General features: G+C 65.6%; 17 protein-coding genes. 9 read left to right on the top strand and 8 right to left on the bottom strand.

Annotated features, from left to right (window positions below):
• Positions 1–24: 24 nt before the first annotated feature.
• Positions 25–450, top strand: a complete 426-nt coding sequence (locus ACIQF4_RS17985; RefSeq protein ID WP_400517041.1) for a CoA-binding protein — start codon at positions 25–27, stop codon at positions 448–450.
• Positions 451–463: 13 nt separating this feature from the next.
• Here the strand turns inward: ACIQF4_RS17985 and ACIQF4_RS17980 are convergent, their stop codons facing one another.
• Entirely contained in the window at positions 464–1,492 is a 1,029-nt protein-coding gene (locus tag ACIQF4_RS17980) for an isopenicillin N synthase family dioxygenase (RefSeq protein WP_400517040.1), read from the bottom strand.
• 45 nt (positions 1,493–1,537) lie between these two features.
• Between ACIQF4_RS17980 and ACIQF4_RS17975 the strand changes: the two genes are divergently transcribed.
• From ACIQF4_RS17975 to ACIQF4_RS17955, 5 genes are all read left to right on the top strand, one after another.
• On the top strand, positions 1,538–1,945 hold the full coding sequence (locus ACIQF4_RS17975) for an MmcQ/YjbR family DNA-binding protein (protein WP_350000833.1): 408 nt from the start codon (positions 1,538–1,540) through the stop codon (positions 1,943–1,945).
• Entirely contained in the window at positions 1,938–2,492 is a 555-nt protein-coding gene (locus ACIQF4_RS17970) for a DUF1990 family protein (protein WP_400517039.1), read from the top strand. The genes ACIQF4_RS17975 and ACIQF4_RS17970 overlap by 8 nt, the downstream gene beginning before the upstream one ends.
• The gene (locus tag ACIQF4_RS17965; RefSeq protein ID WP_400517038.1) at positions 2,489–2,806 is read left to right on the top strand and encodes a putative quinol monooxygenase; all 318 of its coding nucleotides are present in this window, start codon (positions 2,489–2,491) and stop codon (positions 2,804–2,806) included. The genes ACIQF4_RS17970 and ACIQF4_RS17965 overlap by 4 nt, the downstream gene beginning before the upstream one ends.
• 75 nt (positions 2,807–2,881) lie before the next feature.
• Positions 2,882–3,175 carry a DUF503 domain-containing protein gene (locus tag ACIQF4_RS17960; RefSeq protein WP_400517037.1) on the top strand — a complete coding sequence of 98 codons (294 nt, stop codon included), beginning with the start codon at positions 2,882–2,884 and terminating at the stop codon, positions 3,173–3,175.
• 119 nt (positions 3,176–3,294) lie between these two features.
• On the top strand, positions 3,295–4,236 hold the full coding sequence (locus tag ACIQF4_RS17955; protein WP_400517036.1) for a hypothetical protein: 942 nt from the start codon (positions 3,295–3,297) through the stop codon (positions 4,234–4,236).
• 180 nt (positions 4,237–4,416) lie between these two features.
• Here ACIQF4_RS17955 and purL read toward each other — a convergent pair whose 3' ends face one another.
• Genes purL through purS form a run of 3 tightly spaced genes read right to left on the bottom strand, consistent with a single transcriptional unit; the run spans position 4,417 to position 7,749 of the window.
• Positions 4,417–6,726: a phosphoribosylformylglycinamidine synthase subunit PurL gene (purL, locus tag ACIQF4_RS17950; RefSeq protein ID WP_400517035.1), complete on the bottom strand. Its 2,310-nt coding sequence runs from the start codon at positions 6,724–6,726 to the stop codon at positions 4,417–4,419.
• The gene (gene purQ, locus ACIQF4_RS17945; RefSeq protein WP_350000827.1) at positions 6,723–7,496 is read right to left on the bottom strand and encodes a phosphoribosylformylglycinamidine synthase subunit PurQ; all 774 of its coding nucleotides are present in this window, start codon (positions 7,494–7,496) and stop codon (positions 6,723–6,725) included. The genes purL and purQ overlap by 4 nt, the downstream gene beginning before the upstream one ends.
• Before the next feature lies 1 nt (position 7,497).
• Positions 7,498–7,749: a phosphoribosylformylglycinamidine synthase subunit PurS gene (gene purS / locus ACIQF4_RS17940; RefSeq protein WP_045730009.1), complete on the bottom strand. Its 252-nt coding sequence runs from the start codon at positions 7,747–7,749 to the stop codon at positions 7,498–7,500.
• A 302-nt stretch (positions 7,750–8,051) separates the two neighbouring features.
• Between purS and ACIQF4_RS17935 the strand changes: the two genes are divergently transcribed.
• Both ACIQF4_RS17935 and ACIQF4_RS17930 read left to right on the top strand, forming a co-directional pair.
• A complete protein-coding gene (locus ACIQF4_RS17935; protein WP_231455478.1) occupies positions 8,052–8,237 on the top strand; it encodes a hypothetical protein in 186 nt (61 codons plus the stop codon).
• 367 nt (positions 8,238–8,604) lie between these two features.
• Positions 8,605–11,643 (top strand): S8 family serine peptidase, encoded by a 3,039-nt coding sequence (locus ACIQF4_RS17930; protein WP_400517102.1) that lies wholly within the window; start codon positions 8,605–8,607, stop codon positions 11,641–11,643.
• 76 nt (positions 11,644–11,719) lie between these two features.
• Here the strand turns inward: ACIQF4_RS17930 and ACIQF4_RS17925 are convergent, their stop codons facing one another.
• The 4 genes from ACIQF4_RS17925 to ACIQF4_RS17910 are packed head-to-tail and all read right to left on the bottom strand — an operon-like array spanning position 11,720 to position 14,039.
• Complete coding sequence (locus tag ACIQF4_RS17925) at positions 11,720–12,067, bottom strand: serine protease inhibitor (RefSeq protein WP_400517034.1); 348 nt, start codon at positions 12,065–12,067, stop codon at positions 11,720–11,722.
• Complete coding sequence (locus tag ACIQF4_RS17920) at positions 12,064–12,993, bottom strand: 3-methyladenine DNA glycosylase (protein WP_400517033.1); 930 nt, start codon at positions 12,991–12,993, stop codon at positions 12,064–12,066. The genes ACIQF4_RS17925 and ACIQF4_RS17920 overlap by 4 nt, the downstream gene beginning before the upstream one ends.
• A complete protein-coding gene (locus ACIQF4_RS17915) occupies positions 12,974–13,546 on the bottom strand; it encodes an SSI family serine proteinase inhibitor (protein WP_400517032.1) in 573 nt (190 codons plus the stop codon). The genes ACIQF4_RS17920 and ACIQF4_RS17915 overlap by 20 nt, the downstream gene beginning before the upstream one ends.
• A gap of 4 nt (positions 13,547–13,550) precedes the next feature.
• Complete coding sequence (locus ACIQF4_RS17910; RefSeq protein ID WP_400517031.1) at positions 13,551–14,039, bottom strand: MarR family winged helix-turn-helix transcriptional regulator; 489 nt, start codon at positions 14,037–14,039, stop codon at positions 13,551–13,553.
• A 78-nt stretch (positions 14,040–14,117) separates the two neighbouring features.
• Here ACIQF4_RS17910 and ACIQF4_RS17905 point away from each other — a divergent pair, with 78 nt between their 5' ends.
• Positions 14,118–14,360 (top strand): hypothetical protein, encoded by a 243-nt coding sequence (locus ACIQF4_RS17905; protein WP_231455474.1) that lies wholly within the window; start codon positions 14,118–14,120, stop codon positions 14,358–14,360.
• Positions 14,361–14,510: the final 150 nt, after the last annotated feature.

Raw genomic sequence — 14,510 nt, 5'->3', positions numbered from 1 at the left:
GTTCCCTCCGCGTAGGCTGAACCCATGGGCCACACGAACGATCCCGCAGTCATAGAACGCCTGATGCGCACCAAGGGACGCTGGGCCATCGTCGGCCTGAGCACCAATGAATGGCGTGCAGCCTTCGACACTTCGCTGTTCATCCGGGACCGGATGGGCATGGAAATCATCCCCGTCAACCTGCCCGGTGACCCCGTCCACGGCGAACCCGGGTACCGCAGCCTCTTGGACATCCCCGCCGCCAAGCGGCCCATCGACGTCGTGGACTGCTTTGTGAATTCCCACAAAGTGGGGGACGTCGTGGACCAGGCGATCGCGGTAGGCGCCAAAGCCGTCTGGATGCAGCTGGGAGTGGTTGATGAGGCTGCGGCCAAGCGGGCCAAAGAAGCGGGACTGGACGTGGTGATGGACAGCTGTCCCGCCCAGCAGGCCTGGAAGTTCAACCTCTGACAGGCGTTCAGCCTCAGCGCTTCAGCAGCTCCGGATAGTGCCGTTCGGTGACATCCGGGTGCGCCCGCATCCTGCCTTTGAGCATGTTCATCCCAAACGAGGCCAGCAGGGGGTTCGCCGGGTCATCCGTGATTCCCCTCGCTGCTGCCTTCAGCTCCGGCGGCAGCGGCACGGGCTCGATCACCGCATCCAGCCTTGGGCACCAGAAAAACGGAACGGAGTACCGGTCCACCCCCGGCGGCGGTGCCTGCACCCGGTGGATGGTAGCCGCCAGGTAGCCTTCCGTCGCCACTTCAAGCATTTCACCCAGGTTCACCACCAGTGCCCCCGCGAGGGGTTCCACCGGAACCCACCCAGCCGCTCCGGGCGGCAGGACCTCCAGCCCGCCCACGTCGTCCTGGAGCAGCAGCGTGACGAATCCGTAGTCCGCGTGCGATCCCACACCCTGGTCTCCGGCGGCCTCCACCACGCCGCCCACGTAGTGAACCAGCTTGCCCATCCATGCCGGTGACCCCCGGAACGGCTCGTCGAAGTAGTCCTCCGGCAGCTGCAGGGAGACAGCAATGCCCCTGAGCAGCTCCATCCCCACCCTGGACATCAGTTCGGCCCAGGCCATGGCCACCGGGCGAAGCTCGGGGAACGATGCGTCAGGCCAGAGGTTGGGACCCTGCAGCAGCCAGAAAGGCTGGTCCTCCGGATAATCCGTAACAGGCTGCCGCTCCGGCGAGTAGTCGATCTGTTCCCGGGCATCCGCCCTTCCCTGGGTAACCTCGGTGCCCATCCGGGTGTAGCCGCGGAAATGCGGCGACAGCCGGTTATCCAGCTTCAGCCGTTCCTCGAGTGGAAGGCTGAAGAAGCGCCTGATGGTGTCCAAAAGCTGTTCAGGCTGGCCGGGGCCCGCACCATATCCAGTCACCTGGAAGAAGCCCACGTTGTGCGTGGCGTACCGCAACTGCCCGATGAAATCCGGGTTGAAGGACCCGCCGGATTGCCGGGCCGTGCCCAGGTCCAGAACAGGTATGGACCCCTGATCGCGTGCCATCCTCGCAGACTAGCACCGGAGGCGATGGCTTTATAGGCTTCGTGGATGGACCCAGACGCACTGCGGAAAGTTTGCCTCTCCTTCCCCGGCGCGTACGAGGATTATCCCTTCGGGCCGGAGACCGCCGTCTTCAAGGTAAGCGCCGGCGGTTCCCAGAACCAAGGCAAGGTCTTCGCCTTGTCATCGATGAGCCCGGACGGTTACGTGAACCTCAAGTGCGAGCCGGGCCTGGCGGTGCAGCTCCGCGCCGCACACCCGGAAATCACGGGGGCGTGGCACATGAACAAGACCCACTGGAACGGTGTCCGGCTGGACGGGGGACTTCCCGACGACATGGTCAGGGACATGGTGGAGGACTCTTACGACCTCGTGGTGGCAGGCCTGGGAAGGAAGCAGCAGGAGCAGCTGGGATGGGCGCGGCTGAGCGGATCGGCAGGTGGAGCACGTGGCTGAGAAAAGGCTGGCCGCGAGCGGGCTCAACTATCCCGGGATTGGCAGCACCGAACGGGGCACCGCCCCGGCAGGGTACCCGCGTGTACTGGAGGAAACGTTCCTGGGCACGGGCATGGGGGTGTACCGGTGGGTGGCTGCAGGCATCCTTGGGTGGGAACTGCAGCGGCGGGCAGGGCTCCGCGTCCGTGCCGATTCACCTGTGGCGGTGCCGGGGGCGCGGGTGGTCAGCGGCTTCGGCGCGGGGCCTTTCCGGCTGAACGCACCCTGCGAGGTGGTGTGGGTCCGGGAGCCTGCGCCCGGGGGGATGCCGCAGTCAGCAGGATTCGGCTACGGCACGTTGCCCGGGCATCCGGCGCGGGGGGAAGAATCCTTCGAAGTGGAGATCAACGGCCGCGGGGAGGTGTTCCTGCGGATCCAGGCGTTCAGCAAGCCAGCCAACTGGTTCTACGCTGCCGGCGGACTGGTCACCCGTGCCGCACAGCGCCACGTGACGTCCCGGTACATTGAAGGGGCACGCAGTCTCGCCTCGGAAGGAATGCCCACGTGATCTTCATTGTCGTCAAGTTCAAGGTCAAGCCCGACTGGTCGGAGCGTTGGCTCGACCTGGTGGCCGGCTTCACCCAGGCCACGCGGCAGGAACCGGGAAACCTGTGGTTCGACTGGTCCCGCAGCGTGGACGATCCCAACGAGTTCGTCCTGGTGGAAGCCTTCAAGGACGACGCCGCGGGGGACCACGTCAACAGCGCGCACTTCAAGCAGGCCATGGCGGACATGCCCCAGGCCCTGGCCGAGACACCCAGGATCATCAGCCGCCAGCTCGACGGCGAAGGCTGGGACCGGATGGGCGAACTCACCATTTGAGCCCATCGATTGCTCCGTACCTGCCGTTTTGAACGCCCTAAACGGCAGGTACGGAGCACTCGATAGCATGAAGGCATGTGGATCGGCTGGATCGAATTCGACATCCTCCTGGGCGATGTCCAAAGCCTCAAGGAAAAACGCTCGGTGATCAGGCCGCTGCTCGCCGAGATCAGGCGGCGGTTCGACGTCTCCGTTGCCGAGGTGGGGGACCACGACCAGTACCGGCGTTCGCAGGTGGGCGCCGGCCTGGTGGCGGCCGACCGCGCCCACCTCGTGGAGGTGCTGGACGCCGTCGAACGTTTTGTGGCAGCCAGGCCGGAGTTCGAACTCCTTAGTGCCCGGCAGCGTGACCACCACAGCGAGGACTAACCCCTCATCGATTGTTGAGTACTTGTCGTTTTCGCCCGCGAAAACGACAAGTGCGGAGCAATCGATGATGGGTGTGGATAACTTCTGCGGTCTTTGCCCGATTCTGGTCTCATGGACCGATGAAGACGCCTCGCCCGTTGCCGGACGAACTCCGGACCCGCCCCTTCACCATTGCAGATGCGGCCCTCGCCGGGGTCTCCCCGCGGCGCTGGCGGCACGGTTCGTTGGAACGCCATGGCAGGGGCGTCCGCATGGAATGTACGACGGCGGACCTCCCTTTGAGTGCCAGGGTGCGGCCCTTCATTGAGGTCAATGAGCGATGCGCCGCGTCGCACCTCACTGCGGCGGAGCTCCTTGTCCTGCCGCGACGCCAGCAGAAAGGGGGCCCGGAAATGTTCCACATCATCAGGCCCGAGGGTGCGGCCCACCTCAACAGGCCCCATGTCATCGTGCACAGAATGAAGCTCTACAGCGACGAAGTCACCACGGTCGATGGGATTCCTGTCACCACCCCGGAGCGCACGTGGCTTGATATGGCAGAGATGCTGACCCTGGACGAGCTCGTGGTCATGGGGGACAGCTGCGTCCGGGTGCCGCGGGAGGCTTTTGAGGAAAGGGACGTGCCCCTGTGCAGCATCGCTGACCTTCAGCGCATGATCGACAGGCACAAGGGAAAGCGCGGACTGCGGAAAGCCAAGGAAGCCATCAAGCTGGTCCGCGTTGGCTCCGACTCGCCCCAGGAAACGCTGCTCCGTCTGGCAATAGTACGGGCCGCGATGCCGGAGCCCGAGCTGAACGTCTCCATCATCTCTGAAGACGGGACACGGCACCACGAGCCGGACCTCTCCTACCGCAAGTACCGGATCGGGATCGAATACGAAGGCGAACACCACGGTGAAGCAGGACAGATTGTGCGGGACATAGACCGGTCGGAGCGCTACGCCGCCCTGGGCTGGACCGAAGTCCGGATATCCAAACGCCATATGCTCAACGACGCGAAACCAGCCGTCGCCAAAATCAGGACGGCCTTGGTCCAGGCAGGCTGGCGAAAGGGCCATTAAAAACGATTGCTCCCCACCGGCTCCCGGCCTTCGCAAGCTCAGGCCGGGTCCCTCGCCGGTGTGGGCCCCCGCACTTGTCGTTCTGAGAGGTCAAAACGACAGGTACGGAGCAATCGATGGGTGGGCCCACGCCGCCAGGGTTCCCTGGCCGAGCTTGCGAGGCGAGGGTGGTGGTGGGGACTAGCCGAAGTACTTCGGCAGGGTCCCTTCGTGTGCTGCGCGGAGGGCGTCCAGGGGCAGGCTCTCCACGCCGTTGATCTCCAGGGTGCCGCTGGCTGCATCCACCACGCCGATGCGGGTGTGCGCGAAGCCGCGGGCGGTGCACATGTCCGTGAAACGGATTTCTTCGGAGCGGGGCACGCCCACAATGGCACGGCCCTGGGACTCGGAGAAGAGCGCCGTGAAGAGGTCCACGCCGTCCCGGTCCAGGACATCCTGCAGCGCGATCCGGGCGCCTACGCCGTACCGCAGCGAGGACTCCACCAGGGCTGCGGCGAGGCCGCCCTCGGAGAGGTCGTGCGCCGAGTCGATCATGCCGTCGCGTGAGGCGTTGATCAGGATCTCGCCCAGGGCACGCTCGGCTTCGAGGTCGACCTTGGGCGGCTGCCCGCCGAGGTGGCCGCGCATGTTGGCCCACTCGGAACCATCCAGTTCAGCGCCGGTGGTGCCCAGCAGGTATATTGCCTGGCCATCCTCACGCCAGCCCGACGGCGTGCGGCGGGCAACGTCGTCGAGCTTGCCCAGCACTGCCACCACAGGGGAGGGGTGGATGGGCGTGGTGCCCGTCTGGTTGTACAGGGACACGTTGCCGCCCGTGACCGGGATGCCCAGCACCATGCACGCGTCGGACAGGCCGCGGATGGCTTCGGCGAGCTGCCACATTACGTCCGGATCCTCGGGGGATCCGAAGTTCAGGCAGTCACTGACGGCCATGGGCACGGCGCCGGAGGTGGCCACGTTGCGGTAGGCCTCGGCCAGGGCCAGCTGCGCGCCGTGGTACGGATCCAGGTAGGTGTAGCGGCCGTTGGCGTCGGTGGCCAGGGCAACGCCCAGGCCGGTTTCCTCGTCGACGCGGACCACGCCGGCGTCGTCGGGGAAGGCCAGGGCGGTGTTGCCGCCCACGTAGCGGTCGTACTGGTTAGTGATCCAGTCCTTGGAGCACATGTTCGGCGATGCCACCAGTTCGGTGACGGCCTTGGCCAGTTCCCCGGGCGCGGCCGGGCGGCCTGCGTCCTGGACGGAACCGGTGAAGGTGTCGGCCTGGACGGCGTCCTGCCACTCGGGCCGGGCGTACGGACGGTCGTAGACGGGGCCGTCGTGTGCCACGGTGCGGGGATCGACGTCGACAATCACGTCGCCTTCCCAGGTGATGATCAGGCGGCCGGTGTCCGTCACTTCGCCCAGCCAGGAGTACTCCACGGCCCACTTCTCCATGACGGCCTCGAACGCCTTGACGTTCTCCGGCGTGACCACGGCCATCATGCGTTCCTGCGACTCGGACATCAGGATCTCGCCCGGGGTCAGGGTGGGGTCGCGCAGCAGGACGGACGTCAGCTCAACCTGCATGCCGCCGTCGCCGTTGGAGGCCAGCTCAGACGTGGCGCAGGAGATGCCTGCGGCGCCCAGGTCCTGGATGCCCTCAACCAGGGAGCCCTTGAACAGCTCCAGGCAGCACTCGATCAGGACCTTCTCGGCGAAGGGGTCACCCACCTGGACGGCGGGCCGCTTGGACGGCTTGGTGTCGTCGAAGGACTCCGAAGCCAGCACGGACGCGCCGCCGATGCCGTCGCCGCCGGTGCGGGCACCAAAGAGGACCACCTTGTTGCCCTTGCCGGAGGCGTTGGCCAGGCGGATGTCCTCGTGGCGCATGACGCCCACGGCCAGGGCGTTGACCAGCGGGTTGCCTTGGTAGACGGAGTCGAACACCATTTCGCCGCCGATATTCGGCAGGCCCAGGGAGTTGCCGTAACCGCCGATACCCGCGACGGCGCCGTGCATGACGCGTGCGGTGTCCGGGTGGTCGATGGCGCCGAAACGCAGCGGGTCCATCACGGCAACGGGGCGGGCACCCATGGAGATGATGTCGCGGACAATGCCGCCAATGCCGGTCGCGGCACCCTGGTAGGGCTCAACGAACGACGGCGAGTTGTGCGATTCGATCTTGAAGGTTACGGCCCAGCCGTCCCCGAGGTTGGTCACGCCGGCGTTTTCGCCGATGCCCACCAGCATGTCCTTCTTCATTTCCTCGGTGACCTTCTGGCCGAACTGGCGCAGGTGGTTCTTGGAGGACTTGTAGGAGCAGTGCTCGCTCCACATGACGGAGTACATGGCCAGCTCGGCGCCGGTGGGGCGCCGGCCCAGGACCTTGACGATCTCGTCGAATTCGTTCTGCTTCAGGCCCAGCTCGGCCCAGGGAAGCTCCGTGTCCGGAGTCTTCGCAGCATGCTCGACGGTGTCGATGTTGAACTTCTTGGTGGTTTCCGTGGTCACTTGGCGCCTCCCACAATCTTGTTCAGGACGGAGGTGAAGAAGCCGAGGCCGTCGGTGTCGGACCCGCCGATCCCATCGAGGGACTGGGGGCCGAAGCCAACCTCCACTGCGTGCTCGGGGTGCGGCATGAGGCCCACCACGTTGCCGGCGGCGTTGGAGATGCCGGCGATGTCCCGGCGGGAGCCGTTCGGGTTGAAGCCCACGTAGCGGAACACCACGCGGCCCTCGGCCTCAAGGGCGTCCAGGGTCTTGTCATCGGCGATGTACTGGCCGTCCTGGTTCTTCAGCGGGATAGTGATCTCCTGGCCCGCCTCGTAGTCCAGCGTCCAGGCGGTGTTGCTGTTCTCGACGCGGAGGACCTGGTCGCGGCACATGAATTTCAGGTGGTCGTTCTTGATCATGGACCCCGGCAGCAGGTGCGATTCCGTGAGGATCTGGAAGCCGTTGCAGATACCGAGCACCGGCAGCTTGGCATCCGAGTTGGCGGCATCGATAATTTTGGTCATCAGCGGGGCGAAGCGTGCGATGGCGCCGGCGCGGAGGTAGTCCCCGTAGGAGAACCCGCCGGGAATCACCACGGCGTCCACGTCGCCGAGCCCGGTGTCTGCGTGCCAGAGTTCGACGGCGGTGCCGCCGGCGAGGCGGACGGCGCGGGCGGCGTCGCGGTCATCAAGGGTGCCGGGGAAGGTGACGACGCCGATCCGGGCGCCGGCGAGCCTGGCGCCGGAGGCGTCGGCAGGTGCTTCGCCGATCAGGGGAAGTTCAGTCATGTCAGGCCTCGACGACCTCGACGTTGACGACGTCCTCGATTACCGGGTTGGACAGGAGGGTTTCCGCGGCATTCCGTGCCTGGGCCAGAATTTCCTCGGTCACCTCGCCGTCGACCGTCAGTTCGAAACGCTTGCCCTGGCGGACAGAGCTGAAGCTGGTGAAGCCCAGGCGGGGGAGAGCGCCGACGATCGCCTTCCCCTGCGGGTCCAGAATCTCGGGCTTGGGCATGACGTCAACAACGATCCGGGGCATCCGGTAACTCCTGTGCGTGAGCTTGGGTAAGGGCGCAGCGGAGTGGTGCCGTCTCACGCCGTTCCGGGCCTGGGACACGTTGACTTAAACAGTTCAGGCCGTGAGTTCAGACAATGCGTTCAGACATGAGGACGGGCGCTCCGCGAGCTTGCTCGTCCATTCTACCGGCCGAACGGCCACAGCCTGTATTCGGGTGGTTCCGGCAGGACAGCCGCAGGAAGCCGGGTTGCCGTACATGTGGCAGCGGCGCTTTCCGGCCCCGTGCTGTGGAGTTGGACGTGCGGCTTCACTAGGATTGCTGAATGGCTGAAAATTCGAAATCCGTGCTGTTGCCCATGGTCGCCGCAGCAGTGTTCGCGGGCCTGGGCCGCATGGTGTTCCAAAAGATCAAAGCCGACCGTTTCGCCCGGGAGAACAGGGTGGCAGGGCCGGTGGACGAAAAGACCCGGCAGTGGATCAGCGACGTCGTCCGCACACCACGCCAGTAGCGACGGGCCCCGGCCTTTCCGCGGTTCCAGGGCGTCTTTCCGGGCGCCCTTTTTCGTGCCCGTTTGCCGGCCTCCCGGCTGCCGGCCGGCGCCAGGAGGGCTGATGTATGACTGGCGGAATTTTCCGGTTTGTGTCCTATGTCATATTCAGCTATCAGTCTGTACTCTGTGAATCGGCTGGTCTCACGAAATGACAAGATCTGTAACTTCGCGTGCCATGCCAAGTCGTTTCGGGCCCCCACCCTGGCTGGGCCGGTACATCGTGAAAGGTTTGCATGTGAGATCTACTGGAAAGAGCCCCACGCGGGGCGGGGGATTCCGGAAGGCAGCGGCGCTCGCCGTCGGCTTGCCGCTAATCCTCACCTCGATGGCCATAACGCCCGCCACCGCGGCGCCGGACGGGCAGGACACGGCAGTAAGTGCCGCGGAAAATGCACCCGCCGAGTTCAAGGACGGCCGCTACATTGTTGTCCTGGCGGGGGCAGCAGCGGCCGCCTACGAAGGGGAAACGCCCGGACTGGGAGCAACAAAGCCCGGCAATGGCAGGAAACTTGATGCCGGCAGCGCCAATTACAGGGCCTACGACGCACACCTCCGCAAGCAGCAGCGGGAGGTCGCTGCCAGCAAGGGGGTAACCCCGGCCAAGCAGTACACCGCCGCACTGAACGGCTTCACGGCAGAACTCACTGCCGCCCAGGCGATGGAGCTGTCCAAAGACGATCGCGTGCTGGTTGTAGCCCCGGACGTGGAGAACGCCCCGGATTACACCACCACCGACTTCCTCAAACTGACCGGCCCCGACGGGGTCTGGGCCACGCAGTTCGGCGGCGAAGCGAACGCCGGCAAGGGCGTGGTCGTGGGCGTCATCGACTCCGGCTACGCCCCGGACAACCCGTTCCTGCAGGGCGAGCCGGTCCAGCCGCTGAGCGGGCCCGCCCAGGTAGGCGTTCCCTACCGTACCGCGGAGGGCCGGATTGCCATGCTCAAGGCTGACGGCACCACCTTCGAAGGTGAATGCCAGAAGGGCCAGGGAACGGGGGCTTCCTTCGACGGCTCCCTGTGCAACTCCAAGGTCATCGGAGCCCGGTACTTCGCCGACACCTTCCTGCAGTATGTCGCCCCGGGGAACCGGGCGCCCGAGGAACTCATCTCGCCGGTCGACGTCGGAAGCCACGGAACGCACACTGCCACCACGGCCGCCGGCAACGCCAACGTGGAGCAGGTGATCGACGCCTCAAGCTTCGGCAAGAGCTCAGGCGTCGCCCCTGCTGCCAAGGTCTCGGTGTACAAAGTCTGCTGGGAAGACACCAACCCCGACACCGGAGGCTGCTACTCCTCGGCCTCCGTCGAGGCAGTGGAAGCCGCCATCAAAGACGGCGTGGACGTCCTGAACTACTCCATCTCGGGCAATAACAACAACACCACCGACCCCGTAGCACTGGCGTTCCTCAACGCCGCAGCTGCAGGCGTGTTCGTCTCCGCATCAGCCGGGAACTCGGGTCCCACCGCGTCCACTGTCAACCATGCCTCGCCGTGGCTGACCACGGTTGCCGCATCGACATTCCCCAGTGACCTGCTGGGCACCGTCAAGGTTTCGGACGGATCACTGTACCGCGGAGCCTCCATCATGAAGTCGGAAGTGGCTGACGCTCCTGTGGTGGTTGCGGCTGCGGCCGCAGCGGCAGGTGCCGCCAATCCCAACCTCTGCGCGCCGGGCTCCCTGGACGCGGCCAAGGTGGCAGGCAAAGTGGTTGTCTGCGACCGCGGCGTGGTGGACAGGACGGCCAAGAGCCAGGAAGTCCAGGACAAGGGCGGCGTGGGCATGATCCTGGTGAACCTCACCAGCAGCTCCGAAGACGCCGACAACCATGTGCTGCCCACCGTGCACGTCAATGCGCCCAAGAGCCTGGAACTGAAGTCAAGGCTGGAAGCCAACCCCGCTTTGACCGTCAGCCTGGTCAAGGGCGACCTGACGGGTGAACCGCCGGCCCCGGCGCCGCAGATTGCCGGCTTCTCCTCCCGCGGGCCCACCCTCGCCGCCGGCGGAGACCTGCTGAAACCGGACATCGCCGCACCGGGCGTCAACGTCCTGGCGGGTGTATCCACCATCGGCAACAACGGCGACCAGTTCGGCTTCATGTCGGGCACCTCCATGGCCGCCCCGCATATTGCGGGATTCGGAGCCCTGGTGCTCAGCAAGCAGCCCAGCTGGTCTCCCGCCACGGTGAAATCGGCCATGATGACCACCGCATACCCGCTGGTCAATGCCGATGGTTCGCCCAACACCGACCCATTCCAGGGCGGCGCCGGCCACATCGATTCAACCCGGGTCCTGGATCCGGGCCTGGTCTACGACTCCGGCATCAAGGACTGGCTGGGCTTCCTCAACGGCCAGGGTGTGGACACGGGTGCACCGCAGGCCGGCACCATCGCCGCCCGTGACCTGAACGTGCCGTCCGTTGCGCTTGGCAGCCTGGTGGGAGAAGTCCAGGTCAAGCGCCAGCTGACGGCACTGGTTCCGGGTATGTACCGCCCGGAGGTCAACATGCCCGGCTTCAACATCCAGGTGGAGCCGAAAGCACTGAACTTCGCCAAAGCCGGACAGACCCGCGAGGTCACCCTGACCATCCGGAACGCCAGTGCTCCGGTGGGCAAGTTCAGCACGGGCACCCTCACGTGGAAGGGCCCCCGCACTGTCAGCTCGCCGATCGCCATCCGGCCCGTGGATGCACAGATCGCTCCGTCCTTCTCCTTCAGCTCGGCCACGGGCAGCGGGAGCGGCACGATGGAACTGGTGTCAGGTTCGGACAGCCCGATCAACGTGGGTGTGGAGGGCCTGGCGCCGCTGAGCCAGACCGCCATCACCAAGACTCCCGGTGAGTACGCACCCAGGAACGACGAACACAACGCGCTCCTGCGGGTGACTGTTCCGGAAGGGGCGTCCTTTGCCCGCCTGGGCGTCCAGGCGGCGTCGGACGACGTCGACTGGGACATGGTGGTCTACGCGCCCAACGGTTCGGGCGGGCTGACAGCCACCCAGGTGGCGACGGCTTCCGCCAGCGAGTTCCTGGACCTGGAGTCTCCCCGCGCAGGAACGTACTACCTCGCCGTCAACCTGTACTCCACTCCGGATAACGGGCCGGCCAGCGCCTCCGTGCAGGCGGTGACGTTCGCTGGGGATGCGGGCAACCTCACCGTGGAACCCAACCCGATCGTGGCTCCCAACGGAACCGCCACCTCGGCCACTGTGTCCTGGACCGGCCTGTCCGAGGGCGCCTACCTGTCCCGGCTCAGCCTGGGCGGCAACGGCATCAGGACCTGGGTCAACGTCCAGGTGGGTGCTGCGCCTGTTGCCCCGTCCGGAGCCCCGCAGGTGGCACTCGCAGACGCCGTACCTGCGGTGTAACAGTCTGACGGCATAGAAAAAAGACAGGATCCCGGGCGGTTGAACCGCCCGGGATCCTGTCTTTTGCTCTTACGGCTCAGGTGGCGCCGGATGCCCCGCCCTCGCCACCGAGCAAAGGGGCCATGGCATTCCAACGCGAGATTTCGCAGCCATCCGTGCGCGAAAACATGGAATCGACCGTGCGCCCATGGAAAGTGCCCGTGACCACAGCTACCTGGGGTCCGCCATACTGCTGGGTGCAGAGCCGGGGTGGCCCGGGCCTGGGAAAGAAGACGCCCTCGCCGTACTTTTCCACGGCTGCCAGGGCCGCATCCGGGTCCGGCAGGGTGGTGGAGGGCTGGACACGGCCGCCGTCGGCTACCAGCCGGAAGACGTGTTCGACGGCGGCAGGATCTTCCCGCAGCCTGACGGTCAGGTCGATCATGCCCGAACAGTCCGGGGCAATGCGTCCAGCTCAACGGCCACTCTCTCCCTGAGTGCTGCAGCTTCGGCGGCGAAGGAGCGCTGGTGCTCTACATACTCAGCCTTGCCCTGCGGCGTCTCGATGGGAATGGCGGGATAGCCCCATTCGGCGAGATCGTATGGCGATGCCTGCATGTCCATCGCGCGGATCCGCCAGGACAGCTCGAAGCAGTCCATCACCAGTTCGCTGGGCAGGGCCGGCAGCAGCTTGTACGCCCACTTGTACAGATCCATGTTGGCGTGGAGGCAGCCGGGCTGTTCGAGGTGGCGCTGGCTCTCGCGGCTGGGCGCCACTTCATTCAGCGGGACGGCGTCCGGCGTGTAGAAGCGGAACGCGTCGAAGTGGGTGCAGCGGATCCGGTTGTCCTCCACCACCTTGTCCGTGCCGGCTGATCCCAACCGCAGTTGCAGGTACTCGTGGCGCAGGTCGAACCTGTCCTGGTGGTACACCATGGCCCATTCGTGGAGCCCGAAGCAACCGAACTGGGCGGGGCGGGCTGCAGTTCCGCGCAGGATGATCTCCGCGAAGGCGAGTGCCTCGCTCCGGTCGGCAAGAAAGGCGTCCCGGTCAAAGGTGACCGCGGTACTGCCTTCCGGCAGCCCCAGGAAGGCAAGTTCGCCGTCGTCGAGCATCCGGTAGTGCTTCCAGCCCTGGCGTCCAGCCGCTTCCGCACCCAGCAGGATATGCCCTGCGCCGGGGTGCCACCGGCGCAGCTGGCCGGGCTTCTGGGTGTAGTAGGTGAAGAGGAAGTCTTCCACCGGATGTTTTTTGCCGGCCGACCTTCGGGCCAGGTAGGGATCCGCATAGCGGCTGACGCGCAGCTGGTGGGCCTTTTCCAGCTCCTGCCATTCGTCCGCCGCGAGGAGCCTAGGCTCCACCGGCAACACCCAGGACATCCTTCGCAGCATCCCAGGCACTTATTTCACAGCCATTGGTGCGCGAGAATTCTGTGTCCACAGGGACGCCGTCCACAACTCCCGTCACTGTGGCTTTCTGCGGGCCGCCCCACTGCTGTGTGCAGGCTTGTGCGGTTCCCGGGGTGTGCGGGCCCAGCATCCCTGCGTTTTCCTTCAACGCTGAGCACGCGTCATCCGCGCCGGGATGCACGCTCTCGGCGGCAGGGATCCCGTCAACGCAGACCAGGGTGTAGCTCGCTTCGGGTTCTCCCTCGGCTGCGGTCACGATGATGGACAGTTCGGCATTGCCCTGGCCGGGACCGGAGGGTGCAGGCGAAGTTTCGGGAGCGGGTGCAGGGACGGAGGTTTCGGCGTCGGCGGACGGGCTGGCGGTTGGATCGGCAGTGGCGGAGGCTGTGGGCGTTGCGGAAGGTTCGCCGGAAGGGCCCCCGCCGCCCTGTTCCGGGGAGCACGCCGGGAGCAGCGTTGCCGCCAGCAGCAGGGCGAGCGCCGTCTTCCTCATGGACCGTGGCCTGTCCGTCATCCCATCATTCTACTGCTGGTATTGGATCTGTCTCCTGGCCGGAGGTGGCCGCAATCAGCCCCATCATGGAGGTGTGCAGTTCGGTGACCTGGGCGCGGGTCAACCCCAGGCGTTCCATCATGGTTCCCGGGACTTTGAGCGCCTCCTGGCGCAGCGCGGCGCCTTCGGCGGTCAACTCGACGGCCAGCGCACGCTCGTTGCCGTCCATCCGCCGACGCGTAATCAGGCCGGCAGCCTCAAGCCGGCGGAGCAGTGGGGAGATGGTGGCCGGTTCCTGGGCGAGGGCATCGCTGATGTTCCGGACGGTGCGCGGACTCGCTTCCCACAGGCACAGCATCACCAGGTACTGGGGGTGGGTCAGGTTGAGTCTTTCGAGGACTGGCTTGTAGGCGCCCACAACGCTGCGGGCAGCCACTGTAAGGGCGAAGCACAGCTGATGCTCCAGAAGCAGGTCTTCCTCCTGCCCGGTCTCGATACGGGCGGCCGTGTCCATGGCTCCTCCAATTGTTAGTGCACTAACTATTAGCGTACACTTCAACTAGGAATCATGTCGGATAAGGAGCCGGTTTTCATGGGTAAGGGCAACTCAGCAGGCAAGGAGAACGCCTCGCAGCGTTTCATGCGGGCCACCGGCAGGCTCCGGGCTATCTTTGGTCCGGCCAACCGCTCTTCCCTGGCGCACGACATGACGGAGGAAAACCGGAGGCTGCTTGCCCAGCGCGAAGCGGAGACCCAGCAGTGGGAGACCGTTACCCGGCCTGACGGCAGCACCTATGTAGTGCCACGGAACCCCGAAGATAAATCGCTGCGCTAACCCTGCCAAAGTGGGATGCGGGCGGGAGCCTTTTCCTGCCCGCAGGCATAAAATAGGCTCTTCGCAGTTGAGGGTGTAGTCGAGGGTCGGCGGCTGGTTCGTGGATAGACGTCGAGGTCTTCCAGGATGGAAGTTCTCACACTGCCCATC

Source organism: Pseudarthrobacter sp. NPDC092202 (genome assembly GCF_044755505.1).
GTDB lineage: Bacteria > Actinomycetota > Actinomycetes > Actinomycetales > Micrococcaceae > Arthrobacter.
This window is presented reverse-complemented; position numbering and strand designations above follow the sequence as displayed.